The sequence below is a fragment of the Microbacterium sp. CGR2 genome (assembly GCF_003626735.1).
In the GTDB taxonomy this organism is placed as follows: Bacteria; Actinomycetota; Actinomycetes; order Actinomycetales; family Microbacteriaceae; genus Microbacterium.
Window position 1 is genome coordinate 2625467 of record NZ_RBHX01000001.1, and the last position, 18798, is coordinate 2644264.

Annotated in this window: 15 protein-coding genes, 1 tRNA gene and 2 pseudogenes; 14 read left to right on the top strand and 4 right to left on the bottom strand. The window is 67.3% G+C overall.

The genetic code is table 11. The features are described 5' to 3' along the window. Positions 1 to 28: 28 nt before the first annotated feature. A pseudogene (gene ilvC / locus D7252_RS13095) lies at positions 29 to 1072 on the top strand (ketol-acid reductoisomerase); the annotation flags it as partial. 54 nt (positions 1073 to 1126) lie between these two features. On the opposite strand, the pseudogene D7252_RS13100 reads toward ilvC, so the two are convergent. After that, positions 1127 to 3960: pseudogene (locus D7252_RS13100) on the bottom strand (FAD-binding and (Fe-S)-binding domain-containing protein). 72 nt (positions 3961 to 4032) lie between these two features. Between D7252_RS13100 and D7252_RS13105 the strand changes: the two are divergent. Then, the gene (locus D7252_RS13105) at positions 4033 to 4695 is read left to right on the top strand and encodes a GntR family transcriptional regulator (RefSeq protein WP_120775790.1); all 663 of its coding nucleotides are present in this window, start codon (positions 4033 to 4035) and stop codon (positions 4693 to 4695) included. Between the two features lie 14 nt (positions 4696 to 4709). Here the strand turns inward: D7252_RS13105 and D7252_RS13110 are convergent, their stop codons facing one another. Next, positions 4710 to 5651 carry a hypothetical protein gene (locus tag D7252_RS13110; protein ID WP_251050727.1) on the bottom strand — a complete coding sequence of 314 codons (942 nt, stop codon included), beginning with the start codon at positions 5649 to 5651 and terminating at the stop codon, positions 4710 to 4712. A gap of 78 nt (positions 5652 to 5729) precedes the next feature. Between D7252_RS13110 and D7252_RS13115 the strand changes: the two genes are divergently transcribed. The 3 genes from D7252_RS13115 (at position 5730) to serA (ending at position 8280) form a co-directional block, all read left to right on the top strand. After that, the gene (locus tag D7252_RS13115; RefSeq protein WP_120775791.1) at positions 5730 to 6194 is read left to right on the top strand and encodes a hypothetical protein; all 465 of its coding nucleotides are present in this window, start codon (positions 5730 to 5732) and stop codon (positions 6192 to 6194) included. Further along, positions 6191 to 6526: a hypothetical protein gene (locus D7252_RS13120; protein ID WP_120775792.1), complete on the top strand. Its 336-nt coding sequence runs from the start codon at positions 6191 to 6193 to the stop codon at positions 6524 to 6526. Before D7252_RS13115 ends, D7252_RS13120 begins: the two co-directional genes overlap by 4 nt. Positions 6527 to 6675: 149 nt before the next feature. Continuing rightward, on the top strand, positions 6676 to 8280 hold the full coding sequence (gene serA, locus D7252_RS13125) for a phosphoglycerate dehydrogenase (RefSeq protein WP_120775793.1): 1605 nt from the start codon (positions 6676 to 6678) through the stop codon (positions 8278 to 8280). A gap of 62 nt (positions 8281 to 8342) precedes the next feature. Here the strand turns inward: serA and D7252_RS13130 are convergent, their stop codons facing one another. Beyond that, positions 8343 to 8885 (bottom strand): TetR/AcrR family transcriptional regulator, encoded by a 543-nt coding sequence (locus D7252_RS13130; RefSeq protein WP_120775794.1) that lies wholly within the window; start codon positions 8883 to 8885, stop codon positions 8343 to 8345. Positions 8886 to 8946: 61 nt separating this feature from the next. On the opposite strand from D7252_RS13130, the gene D7252_RS13135 reads away from it, so the two are divergent. From D7252_RS13135 to D7252_RS13165, 7 genes are all read left to right on the top strand, one after another. Next, a complete protein-coding gene (locus D7252_RS13135; RefSeq protein WP_120775795.1) occupies positions 8947 to 10482 on the top strand; it encodes an MFS transporter in 1536 nt (511 codons plus the stop codon). A gap of 73 nt (positions 10483 to 10555) precedes the next feature. Beyond that, positions 10556 to 11599, top strand: a complete 1044-nt coding sequence (locus tag D7252_RS13140) for a 3-isopropylmalate dehydrogenase (protein WP_120775796.1) — start codon at positions 10556 to 10558, stop codon at positions 11597 to 11599. Positions 11600 to 11661: 62 nt separating this feature from the next. Then, positions 11662 to 12762: a branched-chain amino acid aminotransferase gene (locus tag D7252_RS13145; RefSeq protein ID WP_120775797.1), complete on the top strand. Its 1101-nt coding sequence runs from the start codon at positions 11662 to 11664 to the stop codon at positions 12760 to 12762. A gap of 28 nt (positions 12763 to 12790) precedes the next feature. Next, positions 12791 to 13567 carry a fumarylacetoacetate hydrolase family protein gene (locus D7252_RS13150; protein ID WP_120775798.1) on the top strand — a complete coding sequence of 259 codons (777 nt, stop codon included), beginning with the start codon at positions 12791 to 12793 and terminating at the stop codon, positions 13565 to 13567. Further along, positions 13564 to 14853, top strand: coding sequence for an MFS transporter (locus D7252_RS13155; protein WP_120775799.1), 1290 nt, complete (start codon positions 13564 to 13566; stop codon positions 14851 to 14853). The genes D7252_RS13150 and D7252_RS13155 overlap by 4 nt, the downstream gene beginning before the upstream one ends. Positions 14854 to 14865: 12 nt before the next feature. Continuing rightward, the gene (gene gltX / locus D7252_RS13160; protein ID WP_120775800.1) at positions 14866 to 16371 is read left to right on the top strand and encodes a glutamate--tRNA ligase; all 1506 of its coding nucleotides are present in this window, start codon (positions 14866 to 14868) and stop codon (positions 16369 to 16371) included. Between the two features lie 100 nt (positions 16372 to 16471). Then, positions 16472 to 16546: transfer RNA gene (locus tag D7252_RS13165), tRNA-Gln, on the top strand. A gap of 47 nt (positions 16547 to 16593) precedes the next feature. Here the strand turns inward: D7252_RS13165 and D7252_RS13170 are convergent. Next, positions 16594 to 17409, bottom strand: a complete 816-nt coding sequence (locus tag D7252_RS13170; RefSeq protein ID WP_120775801.1) for a hypothetical protein — start codon at positions 17407 to 17409, stop codon at positions 16594 to 16596. A gap of 85 nt (positions 17410 to 17494) precedes the next feature. Here D7252_RS13170 and D7252_RS20405 point away from each other — a divergent pair, with 85 nt between their 5' ends. Both D7252_RS20405 and D7252_RS20410 read left to right on the top strand, forming a co-directional pair. Next, positions 17495 to 18283, top strand: coding sequence for an MFS transporter (locus tag D7252_RS20405; RefSeq protein ID WP_374225767.1), 789 nt, complete (start codon positions 17495 to 17497; stop codon positions 18281 to 18283). Further along, positions 18238 to 18792 (top strand): MFS transporter, encoded by a 555-nt coding sequence (locus D7252_RS20410; protein WP_259461099.1) that lies wholly within the window; start codon positions 18238 to 18240, stop codon positions 18790 to 18792. Before D7252_RS20405 ends, D7252_RS20410 begins: the two co-directional genes overlap by 46 nt. Positions 18793 to 18798 lie beyond the last annotated feature (6 nt).

Sequence of the window (18798 nt, forward strand, 5' to 3'; positions counted from 1 at the left end):
CACGCTCCCACAGACGAAACGCAACGAACAAGGAGAAACACAAGTGAGTACCGAGATCTTCTACGACGCAGATGCTGACCTGTCCCTCATCCAGGGCAAGAAGGTCGCGATCGTCGGCTACGGCTCCCAGGGTCACGCCCACGCGCAGAACCTTCGCGACTCCGGCGTCGAGGTCACCATCGCCCTCAAGGACGGTTCCAAGTCCGCGCCGAAGGCGGAAGAAGCAGGCTTCCCGGTCAAGTCGGTCGCCGACGCGACGGAGTGGGCTGACCTGATCATGATCCTCGCGCCCGACCAGCATCAGCGCGTGATCTACAGCGAGTCCATCGCGCCGAACCTGACCGCCGGCAAGACCCTGGCTTTCGCGCACGGCTTCAACATCCGCTTCGGTTACATCGATGCGCCCGAGGGCGTCGACGTGATCCTGGTCGCTCCCAAGGCCCCGGGCCACACCGTCCGTCGCGAGTTCGTCGCCGGCCGTGGCATCCCCGACATCATCGCGGTCGAGCGTGATGCCTCCGGCCACGCCTGGGACACGGCGCTCTCCTACGCCAAGGCCATCGGCGGCACGCGCGCGGGCGTCATCAAGACCACCTTCACCGAAGAGACCGAGACCGACCTGTTCGGTGAGCAGGCCGTGCTCTGCGGCGGCGTGAGCCACCTCGTCCAGGCCGGTTTCGAGACCCTCACCGAGGCGGGCTACCAGCCGCAGATCGCCTACTTCGAGGTGCTCCACGAGCTGAAGCTCATCGTCGACCTGATGTGGGAGGGCGGCATCGCCAAGCAGCGCTGGTCGGTCTCCGACACCGCTGAATACGGCGACTACGTCTCCGGTCCGCGAGTGGTGACCCCCGAGGTCAAGGAGTCGATGAAGGCGATCCTGTCCGACATCCAGTCCGGTGCCTTCGCGAAGCGCTTCATCGACGACCAGGACAACGGCGGCGAGGAGTTCCTCGCCCTGCGTGCGAAGGAAGAGAAGCACCCGATCGAGGCGACCGGCAAGGAGCTGCGCTCGCTCTTCGCATGGAAGCAGCAGGACGAGGACTACGTCGACGGCAGTGCTGCGCGCTGACCGCTGACCGACCGAGAAGAACGGGCATCCCTCAGGGGGTGCCCGTTCTTCGTGTCAGGGTCGGGTGAGCTCTTCGAGCACTTCGATCACGTGGCGGTACGACCGTCCGGTCGCGCGAGTCATACCGATCTCGCATGTACGGTTCGCTGAGACGTACGCCGCGAATTCGCCGCGCGACGTCTCCGCCTCCGCGATCTCGCCTGATTCCTGTGCGGTCGCGCTGGCCGTGAGTTCCGGGTGCAACATCCCGCGGTCACCGGCGAATGCACAGCATCCCCATCCCTCGGGGATGAAGACGTCGTCGCCGATCGCCTCGGCGATGGCGGTCAGCGCGGCGGTGGCGCCCAGTGCGGTCGTCGAGCACGTGGGGTGCACGGCGACACTCGCGAGCCGCGACCGCACGTCCAACCGGGGCAATACCTCTCGCGCCACGTAGGTCGTCGCATCCTCGATCCGCAACCTGGCGTAGTCGGGGCGCGCGGCGACGGCCTGCGCGAGCATCACGTCCAGGCCCTCCGTGCAGGAGGCGGCGTCGCAGACCACCGGAAGCTCGCCGCGACGGCTGGCCTCCCAGAGGGTGTCCAGCACTCGGTCGGTCATACGGGCGTAGCCGTCGAGGTGCCCCTTCGACTTCCACGGCGTTCCGCAGCACAGCCCGCCATGCTCATCCGGGATGACGACCGCGATGCCCGCGCGGTCGAGCAGATGTCGCAGCGCGTCACGGGAGCCGAGACCGTCGTTCTCTGCGCCGAACATCGTGCCGATGCACGACCCGAAGAACACGGCGCGCGCATCCGCCGGCGCGGCCGGCTTCGCGGGCGTCGTCCCGCCCGCGGGAGCCCGTCGTCGTAGAGGGGCACGGTGTCCGCGCCGAGGAGCGCGCGGCCCAGATGTGTGGCGCCACGGACGAGCGGCGTCGGCAGCGCGTCGGCGACAGTCAACGCCACCCCGCCGGCGCGGGTCACGCCTCCCCAGTGCGTGGCCGCCGCTGTCCAGACGGCGCCTTCCACCCGGTTCGACTGCTCGGCGCGAAGCCTTCGCACCAGATCGCCCGTGTTGATGTCGACGGGACAGGCGACGGCGCACATCCCGTCGACGGCGCACGTCTGCATACCGTCGTAGTCGTAGTCGGCCTGCAGCTCGCGCAGCAGCTCGGCGTCTCCCTGCTCCTCTGCCCATGCCATGTCGCGGCGGATGACGATCCGCTGTCGCGGTGTCAGGGTGATGTCCTTGCTGGGGCAGGTCGGCTCGCAGTAGCCGCACTCCACGCATCGGTCGACCTCGCTCTCGACCGTCGGGACCCGCTTGAGGTCGGCCAGGTATGAATCGGGGTCCTCGGACAGGAGGACTCCCGGGTTGAGGATGCCGTCGGGGTCGAAGAGCTTCTTGATCTCCCACATCATGTCGGTCAGTTCGTCGCCGTACTGCTTGCGCACGAACGGCGCCATGATCCGACCGGTACCGTGCTCGGCCTTGAGCGATCCTTGCTGCTGCAGGACCAGCGAGACGAGATCGTCGGTGAACCGCCGGTATCGCGCGACGCTGGCGGGGTCGTCGAAGCGTTCGTTGAGCAGGAAGTGGATGTTGCCGTCTTTCGCGTGACCGAAGATGACCGATTCCTCGTAACCGTGCACGGCGAACAGCTCGATCAGTCGCTCGCAGGTATGGAGCAGGCGGGGCACGGGCACCACGATGTCCTCCAGCAGCGCCGTGGTGCCGGAGGGGCGCGCACCGGCGACCGCCGTGTACAGCCCCTTCCGCACCTGCCAGAGCGCCGCGCGCTCCGTGGCATCGGTGGTGAGGCGGGGAAAGACGGCCAGCGGCAGCGACTCGAAGTGGGTCTGTGCGTCTTCGCTCGCACGACGGAGGCCGGCTGCGTCCGTGGCGTGCACTTCGACGAGAAGCGCCGCGTGCCCCCGCACATCGATCTCGGCGATAGCCTGCGGAACGTCGCTGAGGGTCTGTGCGACACGGAGGGAGGCGGCATCCATCAATTCGATGGTGGCGAGTCCGAAATCGGTGAGTGCCGGGAGAGCGGCCATCGCCGCAGACAGCGTCTCGAAGACCAGGAGGCCGGTAGCGACAGCGGGTCGCACATCGATGGTGCGGAAACACGCCTCCGCGACGAACGCCAGGGTCCCTTCGGAGCCGATGATGAGGTGTTCGAGGATGCGAACGGGTTCGTCGAAGTCGAGAAGGGCGTTGAGTCCGTATCCCATCGTGTTCTTCATGGAGAACTGCTGACGGATGAATCGCACGTGATCGGGGGAGTCGAGCAGACGCGCGCGGAGGTCGAGGAGTCCTTCGGCCAGGGCGGGTTCCCTCTCACGCAGCTCGGCGTCGGCGTTCGGGCTCGCCGTGTCGATGATCGTCCCGCTGGGGAGCACGACGCGCATCGACTCGATGGTCTGATACGAGTTGTCCGTGATGCCGCACGCCATCCCGCTGGAGTTGTTCGCGACGACGCCACCGATGGTGCAGGCGATCTCGCTCGCAGGGTCAGGCCCGAGCTTGCGCCGAAATCTTGCCAGACGGGTGTTCACCTGCCGGACTGTCGCTCCGGGGCCGACGCGGACCGACGCCCCCTGATCCTCGACGAGGATGTCTCGGAAGCTGGTCCGCGTGTCGACGAGGATGTCGTCGCTCACTCCCTGTCCGGAGAGGCTCGTCCCCCCGGAGCGGAAGGTGAGGGTGCGTCGTGCGGCCCGGACGGCGGTGAAGATCCGCGCCACGTCCTCCGCATCGGCAGGTGTCAGCACGGCGTCAGGGATCAGCAGGTAGTGCGACGCGTCGTGCGCCCGGGCGAAGCGGTCGATGGAGCGAGAGTGCACCTGCGTCGCGGGCCCGAGCAGCGCGGGGTCCAACGGTTGGGCGAGTGTGGTCGACACGGTGCTCCTCTGCTCCGGACAGGAATTGTCTGACAAGTGTACTGGCAGCGTACGCCTGACTAAGCTGATCGGATGACAACGAGCGTGGATTCCGGTCTCGGGATCGTCGGGGTGGTCGACGCGGTCACCGCACAGCTTCGCGCCCGCATCCTCAGCGGGGAGATCCGTCCGGAGACACCCTTGACCGAGGCGGCCGTCGCTCGGACGTTCGGCGTGGCGCGGCCGAGCGCGAAGGCAGCCATCGAGCAGCTCGTCGCCTCCGGCATCCTCGTTCGAACCGCGCACCGCAGTGCCAGGGTTGCGGGAATCGACCCCGCCACCGTCAGAGACGTGTATCGCACCAGAACGAGACTCGAGAGCGCCGCCCTGCGGGAACTCGCAGGGACCAGGACGGTGCCGCAGTTCGCCGTGGACGCGAATGCCGAGATCCTCGCCTTGCCGCCAGGACCGGATCCGGCCACCGTGGATCCGGATCTTCGGTTCCACACCGCACTCATCGACGCCCTGGAGAGCGAACGGACGAGCCGGATGTATCGCAGCGTCCTCGACGAGGTGCGCTTGTGCATGGCGCAGGTGCAAGGACGACGACTCCTGGCCGCCGCCGCGATCGCTGCCCAGCATGCCGAGATTCTCGAGGCCGTCGCGTCCGGTGAGGGGGAGCGGGCGGCGAGGCTGCTCGCAGAGCACCTCTTCGCCGCGGAGGAGCGGCTCGTGGAAGCACTCGGCGCTCGGTAGCGCCGGGCACACGGCTACTCTGCGGGCGCCGCCTCGTCGATCTGGATCGGCGCGTCTGCGGGGTCCGCCCAGACCGGGGCGGGGAGAGGAGTGTCGACCTCGCCGGCCTGGATTGCGCGGAGCGCCTCGGTGATCTCGTCGTCGTTCTCGGGCACAGCGAGATCGCAGGTGCGCAGCTCGGACGCGAATTGCAGGGTCAGGCGGATCTTCCCCGCCTCGACGGCCTCCGCCGTCGTGCCGGTTCGGATCTCGCTGCCTGTCTGGATGGCCGGCACCTGGTTGCAGACGTGGTAGACCTCGCCGCCGTCCACCCAGACGACTTCGTCTTTGCCGAGCAGCTGAATGACCGCCGACTGGTCGGCGGTGTACTGCTCGACCGACGGCGGTGAGAAGTCGATGCCGAGGACGACGGCGAGCGTGGCGAGGGCGATCCCGACGACACCGGCCGTCGCCTTCTGCCCTTTGTCCATGTCTTTGTTGAGGAAGATCAGGATGATGAGGGGGAGGAACGCGACCACCGCGATGATGGCGCCGAGCTGATTCTGAACGAAGAAGCGCAACGTGTCCGATCTGCGAGCCGGGTCGAGCCGGTTGGCCTTCTTCCACAGGATGGAGCCGGTGATGGAGAGCGTGGCGATGATCACGAGCAGGACGAGAAGAGAGATGAACGCCCACTGCGGGAACTGCGCGGTGGCATTCTGCTCCTGCAGGAGCCCGGTCTCCGGATCGCGGACGAGGGCGCCGTCTTCCCCGACGAAGACCCGCTGACGCAGCAGCCAGAAGATGCCGAACGCCTCGCCCGCGATGGCCAAGGCCCACAGACTCGCGGCGATCCAGCGGAACGTCGTCGCCTTCTTCTTCGCGGCAGGCGTGGGTGTCCAGCCGACCGGCGGATCGGTGCGTCCTGGTGTGCTCGTGTCGCGGTCGATCCGGTCCGACTTCGCGTTCTCCGTCACGGCGATCCTTCCCCGTAAGCGAGGGCACTCCGGCCCGATGCCCTGAGCATAGTGGACCGCGTGTCCTACTCTGGGGGAATGACTTCCCACTCCGACGACGCGCTCAGCTGGGACGGCGACGACGCCGCGCCGCAGAAGGATGCCGCACTTCCCGACGGGTGGAACGCCGTGGGCAAGGGGAGCGCTGTCGTCGGTCGGATCGAGGCGGATGGAACGGTCGTGCCTGCCGACGGTCAGGAGCGCGCAGGCCTGAGCACGGCGATGCTGCTCATCCTCGGAGTGGTCGGCGGCGTCTACCTCCTCTACACGATCGGATGGGTCATCGGCGGTCTGCGCCTGGGCCCGCTCGCATCCTTCCTCGTCGACGACGTCATGTTCGTACCGTGGTTCGTCTTGGCCGTCGCCGCTCCCGCGCTCTGGTTCCTCGCCAGCTGGGTGCTGACCCGCGGGCGTGCCGCGTGGATTCGGGTGGCAGCGCTCCTCGTGGGAGTCGTGCTCCTCGTGCCCTGGCCGTTCGTCACAGTGGGGGCGATCGGAGCATGAGCGAATCACAGACCACCACGCCCGTATCCGCAGGCTCTCCCCGTTGGCTTGTCGGACTCGTCATCGGCCTCGCCGGTCTCCTGTACGCCTATGCGGTGTGGAACGCCGTGGCGCACCTCATCACCATGGCGCAGAGCGGGCTCACCGGAGCCGGATGGTTGACCTTGCTGTTCGGCGTCGTGTTCCCGGCGATCGTCTTCGGATTCGCCTTCGCCATCGGACGACGGCGCCGCGTGGGAGAACTCGCGCTGGCGTTCCTCGCCGGGCTCGGGATCGTTGCCGTTTTCTGGTTGAGTCTCCTCACCCTGAGTCTGACCCTGCCCAGCGCCTGAACCCGCGGCACCCGTTCGGGTAGGCGACTCGAGCTGTCACACGGCGCGGAGCGCGCTGGCCCCTCGGGTACAGTTGACGTGATCGCGCCCCCATGGTGTGCGGCGCATCGGCCCTCTCCCGCCTGCCGCGCTGCCCCGAAGGATTCTCTGTGCCGAAGCCCGTTGTGCTCATCGCCGAAGTGCTCTCTCCCGCCACGATCGAGGCCCTCGGCCCGGACTTCGATGTCCGAAACGTCGACGGCACCGATCGGGAGGCTCTCTTCGCCTCCCTTGCCGACGCGGATGCGGTGCTCGTCCGTTCCGCCACGCGCATCGATGAGGAGGCGCTGAGCCACGCGCCCAACCTCAAGGTCGTCGCTCGTGCCGGAGTGGGCCTCGACAACGTCGACATCAAGGCCGCGACCGCCGCAGGCGTGATGGTCGTCAATGCGCCGACGTCGAACATCGTCTCCGCCGCCGAGCTCACCGTCGGACACATCCTGAGCCTCGCGCGCCGCATCCCGGCGGCGCATGCGTCTCTCGCCGCGGGCCAGTGGAAGCGCAGCTCCTTCACCGGCGCCGAGCTGTTCGAGAAGACGGTCGGCATCGTCGGACTCGGTCGCATCGGCGCGCTCGTCGCCGCTCGGCTCGCCGCCTTCGACATGCGCGTCGTCGCGTACGACCCCTACGTCACGTCGGCTCGCGCACAGCAGCTCGGTGTGCAGCTGCTGTCGCTCGACGAGCTCGTCGCGGAAGCCGACTTCCTCACGATCCACATGCCCAAGACTCCTGAGACCACCGGCATGATCGGCGCAGAGCAGTTCGCCGCGATGAAGCCGACGGCGTTCGTGGTGAACGTCGCGCGGGGCGGTCTCATCGACGAGGGCGCCCTTCATGAAGCCCTCGTCGCCTGTGAGATCGCCGGTGCGGGCCTCGACGTCTTCACGTCGGAGCCCCCGGCGGAGGGCGGCACCGCTCGCGCACTGCTGGAGCTGCCCAACGTGGTCGTCACCCCGCACCTGGGCGCGAGCACCGAGGAAGCTCAGGAGAAGGCAGGCGTCTCGGTCGCCCGCTCAGTGCGTCTGGCGCTCGGCGGAGACCTGGTGCCCGATGCGGTCAACGTCGCCGGTGGCGTCATCGACCCGTACGTGCGTCCCGGGATCTCGCTCGTCGAGAAGCTCGGCCAGATCTTCGCGGCGTTGGCGACCTCTCCGCTGACCAGCCTCGACGTCGAGGTGCACGGCGAACTCAATGACTATGACGTCAGCGTGCTCAAGCTGGCGGCCCTCAAGGGAGTCTTCACCAACATCGTCAGCGAGACCGTCTCGTACGTCAACGCGCCTCTGCTCGCCGAGCAGCGCGGCATCGCGGTCCGTCTCCTCAAGGATGACGTCAGCGATGAGTACCGGAACATCATCACCCTCACCGGCGCGCTGTCGGACGGCTCCCAGCTCTCGGTCTCCGGAACCCTCACGGGTCCGAAGCAGGCCGAGAAGCTCGTCGGCATCAACGATCACACGCTGGAACTGCCGATCGAGAAGCACCACGTCGTGATGCTGTACACCGACCGCCCCGGCATCGTCGCCGTCTACGGCCAGAAGTTCGGCGAGGCCGGCATCAACATCGCCGGGATGCAGATCGCGCGACAGGCGGCTGGGGCACAGGCGCTCAGTGTGCTGACGCTGGATTCACCGGTGTCCGACGAACTGCTCGACGACGTGCGCGACGCGATCGACGCCGATCTCTTCCGGCAGATCGAGATCACCGAGGTCTGACCGCGGGATTCTCGAAGAAGGCGGGTGGCGCGACCACCCGCCTTCTTCGTGTGTGGTGCGCGCTACGAGGTCGCGCGCAGCACGAGCGCGATCAGATCGGCGAGTTGCTCGCGATGCGGGACCAGCCGTTCGGGTCCGTGGATGTCGAGAGAGTTGTTGAAGTACAGGCCGTCGCTGAGCAGCATGACGAGGTCGAGGCTCGCGGTGTCCCGCACATGGGGGCGAATCGCGTCCTCCCACCGTCGCCGGGTGTCGCGGAGAGCCTCGGCGGCTGCGGTCGTGCCGCCCTGCGCGAGGCGTGAAGCGGCGATCAGAACTCGATCGAGGGCCTCATCCTCCATCACCGAGGTGCGGATGTAGTAGGCGACGGGGCCTTCATCGGCTGACGTCATACGTTCGAGATCCTGCGAGGCGAGGGCGTCGAGTCTCTCGAGCAGGCCGGCCGTGAGTTCTTCTTTGGATCCGAAGTGGTAGAGCAAGCCGCCTTTGGACACGCCGGCAGCCCTTGCCGTGGCTTCGAGAGTCGCAGCGCGTTCGCCGTCGGCGATGACGATTGTCTCGAAGGCGTCGAGAACCTTCTCGCGGGCGAGGGGAGGTCGGGGCATATCTGTTACTATACCAGCCGGACGGTTTAGTTATGGGCTGCTCCACGAGGAAAGGTGTGTCATGAGCCGTACTGCGTCGATTCCGACGTTCGAGACGGATGCTCCCCGCGTCGGAGCACGCGGCTGGGCCGCGCTGTTCGTCCTGATGCTCCCCGTGCTGCTGGTCTCGGTCGACAACACCGTTCTCAGCTTCGCGCTGCCGGAGATCTCACTCTCGCTCGCGCCCACCGGAGCGGAGCAACTCTGGATCATCGACGTGTACCCGCTTGTTCTGGCCGGGTTGCTGGTGACGATGGGCACTCTCGGCGATCGATTCGGACGGCGGCGGATGCTGCTGATCGGGGCCGTCGGTTTCGCTGCGGTGTCTGCGCTGGCGGCCTTCGCGCCGACAGCGGGACTGCTGATCGCGGCCAGGGCGCTGCTCGGTTTCTTCGGAGCGATGCTCATGCCGTCGACGCTGTCGCTGCTGCGCTCCATCTTCCGGAACCGCGACCAACGCCGGATGGCCATCGCGGTCTGGGCGTCGGCGTTCTCCGCCGGCGCCGCACTGGGGCCGATCGTGGGCGGATTCCTCCTGGAGCACTTCTCCTGGGGCTCCGTCTTCCTGATCGCCGTACCCGTGCTCATCCCTCTGCTGATCTGCGCGCCGCTGCTGGTGCCGGAGAGTCGTGACCCGAACCCCGGCCGGATCGACCCGGCGAGCATCCTGTTGTCGATGGCCGCGATGGTCCCCGTCGTCTATGCGATCAAGTCGCTCGCGGTGGATGGACCGTCGTTGGCGATTCTCGGCTGGGTGGTGCTGGGAGTGGGGATGGGCGCGATGTTCGTGCGGCGGCAGCTCCGCGCCGAGGTGCCCATGCTCGACATGGCGCTGTTCCGGCGGGGGTCGTTCTCCGGAGCGATCCTGGTGAATCTGCTCAGCGTCGTCGCACTGGTCGGCTTCCTCTACTTCGTGTCGCAGCACCTTCAGCTGGTGCTCGGCCTGTCGCCGATGGTGGCGGGGCTCGCGCTCGTGCCGGGTATGGCGGCCATGATCGTCGCCGGCCTCACCGTCGTCCCGATCTCTCGGCGCGTCCGTCCGCACGTGCTCGTCCCGAGTGCTCTGGTGTTCTCGGTGGTCGGCTACCTGATCGTGGCCTTCACCTCGCAGGACCACGGGGTCGTGCCGCTGATCATCGCCTTCGTGGTTCTGGGTGTCGGCATCGGCGCTGCCGAGACCATCTCGAACGAGCTGATCCTGTCGAGCGCCCCCGCGGAGAAGGCCGGAGCCGCCAGTGCGGTCTCCGAGACCGCCTACGAACTCGGTGCCGTGCTCGGGACCGCCGTCCTCGGCGGCATCATCACCGCCTTTTACCACAGCGCCCTCGTCGTGCCGGCCGGGGTGCCTGCCGACGCGGCGGCGGCCGCAGAAGAGACCCTCGCCGGCGCGTATACGGCGGCGCAGGCGCTGCCGGCGGATCCGGGTGATGCGCTGTGGGATGCGGCTGCAGCGGCATTCGGCTCAGGGGTGATGGTCACCTCCTTGATCGGGGCCGCTCTCGTGGTCGCCGCAGGTGCGATCGCCGCCGTCACACTGCGCAAGGCGCCCTCGCACTGACCAGTACGCTGGGAGGACCGGTCGGCTCGACATGCTCGGATGCCGGCCGGTTCATCCCGCTGCAAGGAGAGTCATGTCGCGTGTCGTGAAGCTGGCCGTCATCCCCGGTGACGGGATCGGTCCCGAGGTGGTCGCCGAAGCCGAGAAGATCCTCGATGCCGTCACCCTGAACACCGATGTGACGTTCGACAAGACACGGTTCTCCCTCGGTGCGGCACGCTACCTCGAGACGGGGGACACCCTCACGGACGACGACCTCCAGGCGATCGCCGCGCACGACGCGATCCTCTTGGGGGCGGTGGGCGGTACGCCCGGTGATCCGCGTCTGAAGGATGCGAACATCGAGCGGGGTCTTCTGCTGAAACTGCGGTTCACGCTGGACCACTATGTGAACCTTCGCCCTTCCAAGCTTTTCGCGGGCGCATCCGGCCCGCTGGCCGACCCCGGCGAGATCGACTTCGTGGTGGTTCGGGAAGGCACAGAGGGTCCCTACGTCGGCAACGGCGGGTCGATCCGTCAGGGCACGCCGCACGAGGTGGCCAACGAGACGTCCGTGAACACCGCGTTCGGGGTCGAGCGCGTCGTCCGGTACGCCTTCGAACTCGCCGAACGCCGAGGGAAGAAGATCACGCTCGTTCACAAGACCAACGTGCTGGTGCACGCCGGCGCCATCTGGCAGCGAGTCGTGAAAGAGGTGTCGGCGGAGCATCCCGACGTGGCCGCCGACTATCTCCACGTGGATGCCGCCACCATCTTCCTGGTGACCGACCCCTCGCGCTTCGACGTCATCGTCACCGACAACCTGTTCGGCGACATCCTCACGGACCTCGCCGGCGCCGTGACCGGCGGCATCGGCCTCGCGGCGTCCGGCAACATCAATCCGGAGGGGAAGTCTCCCTCCATGTTCGAGCCGGTCCACGGATCGGCACCGGACATCGCTGGACAGCAAAAGGCCGACCCGTCAGCGGCGATCCTCTCGGTCGCACTGATGCTCGATCACCTCGGTCTCGGGGCGGAGTCCGCTCGCGTCAGCGCGGCAGTGGAGGCGGACATCGCGGAACGGAGCGCGCCGCGCACGACGGCCGAGATCGGTTCCGCCATCGCTGCTCGCCTCTGAGCGGGCAGGCGTAGGCTGGCAGAGCGCGAAGCTGCGCCCACTTTCGAAGAACGGATGATGAGATGACGACCATCGATGCGACCGCGACGGCGACTCCGCTGGAGTTCGCTGTGACGAAGAACCTCACGGCCGCCTCCCCGGCTCGGATCGCCGAGGTCAACGAGAACCCTGGATTCGGCGTCGTCTTCACTGACCACATGGTCGACATCTGCTGGTCGGCCAAAGGAGGCTGGCACCGTCCGCGCGTGCAGCCGTACGGGCCGATCCTTCTCGACCCCGCGGCATCGGTCCTGCACTACGGACAGGAGATCTTCGAGGGCATCAAGGCCTACCGGCACGAGGACGGATCCATCCACACCTTCCGTCCGGACCGCAACGCCGCCCGTCTGCAGGAGAGCGCCCGTCGACTGGCCCTCCCCGAGCTGCCGACCGAGTACTTCATCCAGTCGCTGCGTGAGCTGATCGCGGTCGACGGTCGCTGGGTGCCGTCCGGCGCCGATCAGAGCCTCTACCTGCGTCCGTTCATGTTCGCCAAAGAGGCGTTCCTCGGCGTCCGGGCAGCGGAGAAGGTCGCCTACTACGTCATCGCCAGCCCGGCGGGCGCGTATTTCAGTGGTGGAGTGAAGCCTGTGCGGATCTGGCTGTCCGAGGAGTATGCCCGCGCCGGCAAGGGCGGCACCGGCAAGGCCAAGACGGGGGGAAACTACGCCTCGAGTCTGCTGGCGCAAAGCGGGGCGACGGCGAAGGGGTGCGACCAGGTCGTGTTCCTGAACGAGAACCGCTACGTCGAGGAGCTCGGCGGCATGAACGTCGTCTTCGTCTTCAAGGACGGGCGCGTCGTGACCCCCGAATCCGACAGCATCCTGGAGGGCATCACCCGCGACTCGCTGCTCCAGTTGGCGGAAGACCGCGGCTACACCGTCGAGAAGCGCCCGATCTCGATCGACGAGTGGCGTGACGGTGTCGCGTCCGGCGACATCGTCGAGGTGTTCGCCTGCGGAACCGCCGCCGTCGTCACGCCGATCGGCGCCCTCGTGGGCGAGGGATTCGACGAGCCGCAGCCCCTGGGCGAACTCGCGCTGTCGCTGCGCGAGGAGCTGACTGATATCCAGTACGGACGTCGCGAGGACAAGCATGGCTGGCTACTCCGCCTGGACTCCTGAGACCCGCGCGGCTCGCTAGGCTGGTGCCATGAAAATCGCCCGGTTCAGCCACGACGACGCCATCATGTACGGGATCATCGATGGGACCGACCTCGTCGTTCTCGCCGGAGATCCCATGTTCGCCGGGTACGAGACGACCGGTGCGCGCGTGCCGTTGGCGGATGCTGCGCTGCTGGCACCCGTGATCCCGCGGTCCAAGGTGGTGTGCGTCGGCAAGAACTATCACGACCACGCCGCCGAGATGGGGGGAGTGGCTCCTGAGGAGCCGCTGCTGTTCCTCAAGCCCAACACCTCCGTGATCGGGCCGAACGACGCCATCGTGCGCCCGTCGATCTCCGAACGCACCGAATACGAGGGCGAACTCGCTGTCGTCATCGGAAAGATCGCGAAGAACGTCAAGGCCGAGAACGCACTCGACTATGTGATCGGCTACAGCATCGGCAACGATGTGACCGCTCGCGACCTGCAGCGCAAGGACGGGCAGTGGTCCAGGGCGAAGGGTTTCGACACGTTCTGCCCGCTCGGCCCGATCATCGAGACCGACTTCGACTCGACGTCCGCGACGATCGAGACCCGCGTGAACGGCGAGATGCGCCAGCAGGCGCCGCTCACCGACATGATCCACTCGGTTCCCGCGATCATCGAGTACGCATCAGCCGTGTTCACGCTTCTCCCCGGTGACGTCATCCTGACGGGCACGCCGGCCGGAGTGGGCACGTTCGACGCGGGTGACGTCGTCGAGGTGGAGGTCACCGGGCTGGGGATCCTGCGCAACGTCGCACGCAACGCCGCTCCCGCCTCATGACCGACGTCGCCGCTCTGACGGCGGTGCAGCAGACGGCTGTACAGCGTCGGACGGTCCTGGTGCTGTCCGCAGGACAGGTGCTCGGCGGCATCGCGTTCGGCGCGACCGTCTCGCTGGGCGCGCTGCTGGCGGCGGACATCTCCGGTAACGATGCCCTTTCGGGGCTTGCCACCGCCTCCGTCACTCTCGGAGCTGCACTGTGCGCCATACCGCTCGCGCGGCTGGCCGCCCGAACAGGTCGGCGTCGTGCGCTCACCCTGGGCAATCTCTTCGCCCTCGTCGGGATCGCCGTCGTCATCGCCGCCGCCGCTCTCAGGACGTTCCCGCTGCTGCTCGTCGGCATCCTGATGATCGGCGCGGGGAACGCCGGCAATCTCCAGTCCCGGTTCGCGGCGACCGACCTCGCGGCCCCGCAGCATCGTGGCCGTGACCTCTCGATCGTCGTCTGGTCGACCACGATCGGGGGTGTCGCCGGGCCACTTCTTCTCGGCCCCGGGGAGATCGTCGGGGCGGCGCTCGGGATGCCGCCGCTCACCGGGTCGTACGTGTTCTCCTTCGTCGCGCAGTGCGCCGCGCTGGTGCTGTACATCGTGGCGCTGCGCCCCGACCCGCTGCTGGCGGCGGAACGGCTGGCGAAAGCCGCGGCGGCGGCGACCGGCATGCGCATCGCGGATCGCCCACTCGTGGCGAGGTACGCGATCTTCGCTGTCGCCGGCTCCCACGTCGTTATGGCCTCGGTCATGGCGATGACGCCCGTGCACCTGTCGCACATGGCGCACGGTGCCAACGGGATGGCGCCCACGCCCGCGGACGTGTCTGCCCTGGTCGGGATCACCATCGCCCTCCACGTCGGCGGCATGTATGCACTGTCACCGGTGTTCGGTGTGCTCGCCGACCGGTGGGGGCGACTCCGTGTCGTTCTGCTCGGTCAGGCCTTGCTTGCCGGTGCGCTCGCATTCGCGGTGTTCGCCGGCACCGAGGCGTGGGGCGTCATGGTGGCTCTGATTCTGCTCGGCCTCGGGTGGAGCGCTGCGACGGTGGCCGGCGCGGCACTGCTGACCGAAGCATCCGCCCCTGAGCTTCGCACTCGGCGGCAGGGCCGCAGCGATTCCCTGATGAGCCTGTCCGCCGCAGCGGGGTCCGTCCTCGCCGGCGTCATCCTGGCGAACTTCCAGTACGCCGGGCTCGGTATCGCGGCATCCGTCCTCGTCGTGGCGATCATCGTTCTGTCGCCGATGGGCCGACTGACGCACACAGCGGCGGTGGGGCAGGGCCTCGCGCCGTAGAATCGGAGAGCTATGGCTACTCCTCACCCCCTCACCACGACCGCCAGTGGTGCCGACGTCCGCGTCCGCTTCTGCCCTTCGCCGACGGGCCTGCCGCATGTCGGCCTGGTGCGCACGGCCCTCTACAACTGGGCGTACGCGCGCCACAACGGCGGCAAGATGGTGTTCCGCATCGAAGACACCGACGCCGCGCGCGACAGCGAAGAGAGCTATCGGCAGCTTCTCGACGCGCTCAACTGGCTCAAGATCGATTGGGACGAGGGCGTGGAGGTGGGTGGACCGAACGCGCCGTACCGTCAATCGGAGCGGCACGCCATCTACCGATCGGTCATCGACAAGCTTCTCGCGAGCGGCGCGCTCTACGAGAGCTTCTCCGACGCGGCAGAGATCGACGCGCGCAACGAGGCCAACGGCCGGGCCAAGCAGCTCGGCTACGACAACTTCGACCGCGATCTCACCGGCGAGCAGAAAGCGGCGTTCCGTGCCGAGGGGCGTCAGCCGGCGCTGCGTCTCCGCGTTCCCGACGAAGACCTCACCTACGTCGACCTCATCCGTGGTGAGGTTACTTTCCCGGCCGGTTCGTTCCCCGACTTCGTCGTCGTGCGCCCGAACGGCGTGCCGCTGTACACGTTCGTGAACCCCGTCGACGACGCGCTCATGGGCATCACTCATGTGCTGCGCGGTGAAGACCTGATGCCGTCGACGGCACGTCAGCTCGCGCTGTATGCCGCATTGATCGACGCAGACGTCACCACGTTCGTCCCGCGTTTCGCTCACATGCCGCTGGTGCTGGGGGAGACCGGCAACAAGAAGCTCTCCAAGCGTGACCCGCAGGCCGATCTCTTCCTGCACCGCGACCGCGGCTTCATCCACGAAGGCCTGCTGAACTACCTCGCGCTGCTCGGATGGTCGATCGGCCCCGATCGCGATGTCTTCTCCCTCGAGGAGTTCACCGCAGCCTTCGACATCGAGAACGTGAATGCGAACCCGGCGCGCTTCGACCAGAAGAAGGCCGAATCGATCAACGGCGACCACATCCGGTTGCTCGACGGCAAGGACTTCGCCGAGCGGACGATTCCCTATCTCGCCGCGGCCGGACTGTTCGACGAGCCCACGCACGATCAGCTCGTCCTCGCCTTCCGCGTCGCGCCGTTGGTTCAGGAGCGCGTTCAGCTGCTGGGCGATGTGCCGGGAATGGTCGGCTTCCTCTTCACCGACGACGTGTCCTACGATGCCGACGCGTTGAAGGGTCTCCCGGCGAACGCCGCCGAGGTGCTCGACGCCTGCGCCTCCGCGATCGAACCGCTGACCGACTTCACGCCGGAGACGATCCAGGATGCTCTCGCGGCGGCGCTCGTGGAGAAGCTGGAGCTCAAGCCGCGGATCGCATACGGCCCGCCGCGAGTGGCGATCACCGGCCGACGCATCTCGCCGCCGCTCTTCGAGTCGATGGAGCTGCTCGGCAAGGACGAGTCGCTGCGTCGACTTCGCGCGCTGTCGACTTTCCTCGCGCGCTGATCCGCGGCGCGCCCGGCCGGCGGCGCAGCGCGGCGCTTTTGGCGAACAGGCCGCCGGTCGGGTAAGCTTGACTCTCGGTGCGAGGCTCCGGTTTCGCCCTTGGGGTATGGTGTAATTGGCAACACGGCGGTTTCTGGTTCCGTTGTTCTTGGTTCGAGTCCAGGTACCCCAGCCAGACAAAAACCCCCGCGAGAGCGGGGGTTTTGTCGTTTCACCTTTCGCTCACTCGCACTCGCCGATGAATCCGAGATAGCAGACGGCCTCGTGGGTGACCGCCGGCGCGTGATCGTTGTTCGACACCTCGCGGGTGGCCAGCTCAGGCGTCCGAGCGAGGCTGCCGTAGTCGCCGAGAGTGGCCACGTAAGATCCTGGCTCGTCCAGCGCCCTCATCTCGTCGATTGCAGCGAGGTAGTCCTTGCACAGAGTCGCTGCCGTCTCGGTGAGTTCGACTCCGCTGCAGGTCGCGTCGTACTGAGCCGCCATCAGGCTGATGCAATCGGTCCAATCCTGATCGACCGTGCAGGGATTCACGGCGTCCATGGTGACGTCGTAGCGTCCCGTCTCGTACTGCTCGCTGTGAAAGGTCTCCGGCTTCTCAGGGACGTCGACCTTCGTCCAGTGGCGTGCCGTCGTCACGGCGAAGACGACGACGATCGCCGCGATGAGCAGCAGCGCCCCGAGGACGGAGAGCGTCACCCACAGCCCGACGTTTCGCTTCTTCCCGTCGGTCTCCTGGGTGGCTTGCGGAGCCTGCTCCGGGCTCGCCGGCAGCAGACGCGACAGGTCGTGATCGCCCCATGGTGCGTCCGCCCCGGCTGCGGGCGGTGCTGGTGCCTGGGACTGAGCGGCGGGCGTCACCATCTGTCCGGCCGCTGCCGTCGTGAGCCAGTAGGTGTACCAGCTCTGCGTCGACGCCGGGTCCGCAAGCACCGATTGTGCATCGGCGTCCGTCAGATCGAGACCGAGAGACGAGCGACCGTCCGCGCTGACAAGGGCTGAGCGGAACTCTTCGATCGACAGGGCCATGGTCAGGATCATGGCAGAACAGGCGCGGCGGAGACAATCGCCGCCAAGTGATGCCGCACGGCGAAGCGATGTCCGAGGCATGCGGGAGAATATCGGGGTGTCAGGTATGAAGGCGTTCTGGAATGCGCTCCCCACCGAAGGTCGATGGCTGCTTTCCACCGTCGCGGTACAGACTCTCGGGCGAGGTCTCACGCTGCCGTTCACGATCATCTATCTCCACGAGGTCCGCGGGTTCGACCTCGGCATCTCCGGAGCGCTGATGAGTCTCATCGCCATCACCGGCCTGATCGTCACCGGCCCCGGCGGGACATTGATCGATCGCTACGGTGCTCGGCGCATCCTGATCGCCGGGCTCCTCGCGATGATCGCCGGGTGCGCGCTCCTGGCCTTCGCCACGCATCCGGCTGTCGCGGCCGTCGCGGTGATGCTGATCGGGGTGAACTTCGGTGTCTCCTGGCCCGGCCTGAACGCCTTGATCGCCAGCGTCGTCGACGGCGATATCCGGCAGCAGTACTTCGGCATCAACTTCGCGCTGGTGAACCTCGGCATCGGCGTCGGCGGAGTGGTCGGGGGGTTCTTCGTCGACGTGGACGATCCCGGAACCTTCACCACGATCTTCCTGGTCGACGCCGTCAGCTGCCTGATCCCGCTGGCGCTGCTGCTCGGACCGCTGCGTCGCGTGCGCACCCAGCCAGACGCCGACGACACCTCCGAGGAGCTCGGCGGGTATCGCGACATACTGCGCCGACCCGCGGTGCTCTGGTTGACTCTCCTCACCTTCCTGTCGGTGTTCATCGGATACGGGCAGATGGAGGCGGGTTTTCCGCCTACGCGCGGCAGGTGGCCGAGGTCTCCACGCAGGTGGTCGGGATCGCCTTCGCCGTGAACACCGTCGTCATCGTGCTTCTGCAGTTCGCCGTCCTGCGACTCATCTCGGGAAAGAGGCGGACCCGAGTGATGCAGGTGATGGCTCTCATCTGGGCTCTCTCGTGGGTGCTGCTGGGCGCTGCCGGTCTGCTTCCGGCGTCGCTTGTGGCCGCCATCGGCGTGATCGCCTACATGGGCGTCTTCGCGTTCGGTGAAACGATGCTGCAGCCGACGGTGCCGGCGATGTACAACGATCTGGCTTCTGACCGGACGCGTGGTCGCTACAACGCGATCAATTCCGCCGCGTTCCAAGGCGGAGCGATCGCCGGACCCCTGGTCGCCGGAGTGATGCTCGGCGAAGGACTGGACAGCTGGTTCATCGGCGTCATGATCGTGGGGAGCGTCGCGGTGGGCGGACTTGCGATGGTGCTGGAACGGGTGGTCACGGCCGACGTCAACGGTGTGAAGAATGACGAGCCGACACCGAACGTCGCCCCTGCCGCCGCGCCGGTCGCACCAGGCGATTAGCACGCC

Coding starts and splice junctions, on each gene's coding strand:
- D7252_RS13135 (WP_120775795.1), top strand. CDS start 8,947: ATGAGCCGTACTGCGTCGATTCCGACGTTCGAGACGGATGCTCCCCGC.
- D7252_RS13105 (WP_120775790.1), top strand. CDS start 4,033: ATGACAACGAGCGTGGATTCCGGTCTCGGGATCGTCGGGGTGGTCGAC.
- D7252_RS13150 (WP_120775798.1), top strand. CDS start 12,791: ATGAAAATCGCCCGGTTCAGCCACGACGACGCCATCATGTACGGGATC.
- D7252_RS13155 (WP_120775799.1), top strand. CDS start 13,564: ATGACCGACGTCGCCGCTCTGACGGCGGTGCAGCAGACGGCTGTACAG.
- gltX (WP_120775800.1), top strand. CDS start 14,866: ATGGCTACTCCTCACCCCCTCACCACGACCGCCAGTGGTGCCGACGTC.
- D7252_RS13130 (WP_120775794.1), bottom strand. CDS start 8,885: ATGCCCCGACCTCCCCTCGCCCGCGAGAAGGTTCTCGACGCCTTCGAG.
- D7252_RS13145 (WP_120775797.1), top strand. CDS start 11,662: ATGACGACCATCGATGCGACCGCGACGGCGACTCCGCTGGAGTTCGCT.
- D7252_RS13170 (WP_120775801.1), bottom strand. CDS start 17,409: ATGATCCTGACCATGGCCCTGTCGATCGAAGAGTTCCGCTCAGCCCTT.
- D7252_RS13120 (WP_120775792.1), top strand. CDS start 6,191: ATGAGCGAATCACAGACCACCACGCCCGTATCCGCAGGCTCTCCCCGT.
- D7252_RS13115 (WP_120775791.1), top strand. CDS start 5,730: ATGACTTCCCACTCCGACGACGCGCTCAGCTGGGACGGCGACGACGCC.
- D7252_RS13140 (WP_120775796.1), top strand. CDS start 10,556: ATGTCGCGTGTCGTGAAGCTGGCCGTCATCCCCGGTGACGGGATCGGT.